Raw genomic sequence first — 819 nt, forward strand, 5'->3', positions numbered from 1 at the left:
GTCGCGCACAATGCAGTCGCGACGGCCGGCCCGCCGCCGGCGTTCGCCGACGTGCTGGCGGCCGCGCCGCACGCGTGGCAGCTGACGCTGCGCGAACTCGACGCGCTCGGTGCGCGCTGCGGCGTGCAGGGCCGCGTGTTCGGCAGTCTCGCGTGGCAGGCGCTGACCGGCGACTCGTATCTGAGCGCATCGTCGGATCTCGACGTGCTGTTTCCGCTGCCGGCCGCGTCGTGCATCGCGCCGCTGCTCGACGGGCTCGCGGCGATCGCCGCGCACGCGCCGATGCGGATCGACGGCGAACTGCTGCGCGACGACGGCGCGGGCGTCAACTGGCGCGAACTGCAGGCACGCTTGCCCGAAGTCGCGGTGAAGACGGCGATCGCCGTCGAGCTGATGCCCGCGGCCGCGTTTGCCGGAGACGCGCAGTGAGCGCCGCAGTCGTTTGCCGCGCGCCGGCCGCATCCTGGTCGCACGCCGACCGTATCGCGGCGCTCGCCGAGCGCAGCCTCGTGCTCGAAATCGCAACCTATCCGAAGCCGGGGCTCGTCAGCCACGTCGATACGGGCAGCCATTCGGACATGGACGCCGCGACGTTCGCGCGCAGCGCGGCCGTGCTACGGCCGTTCTTCGCGGAACTGGCCGACGCGGGCGCGCGCGATGCCGAGATGGCCGCGCTGCGCAAGATCGGCCTGCGCGCGGAGCACGCGATGCTCGCCGCGACGGGCGGCGTCAACACGCATCGCGGCGCGATCTTCGGGCTCGGGCTGCTGTGCGCGGCGGCCGGCGCCCGCGCGCACGGCGGGGCGGCCGGTGCGCCTA

Annotated in this window: 2 protein-coding genes; both read left to right on the top strand. The window is 74.4% G+C overall.

Annotated features, from left to right (window positions below; all coding sequences use genetic code 11):
* A partial coding sequence (gene mdcG, locus HMPREF3115_RS03250) for a malonate decarboxylase holo-[acyl-carrier-protein] synthase (RefSeq protein WP_070553416.1) occupies positions 1-429 on the top strand: 429 nt, incomplete at its 5' end.
* A partial coding sequence (locus tag HMPREF3115_RS03255; RefSeq protein ID WP_176748731.1) for a triphosphoribosyl-dephospho-CoA synthase occupies positions 426-819 on the top strand: 394 nt, incomplete at its 3' end. The genes mdcG and HMPREF3115_RS03255, both read left to right, overlap by 4 nt.

The sequence above is a fragment of the Burkholderia sp. HMSC10F09 genome (assembly GCF_001806955.1).
In the GTDB taxonomy this organism is placed as follows: domain Bacteria; phylum Pseudomonadota; class Gammaproteobacteria; order Burkholderiales; family Burkholderiaceae; genus Burkholderia; species Burkholderia multivorans.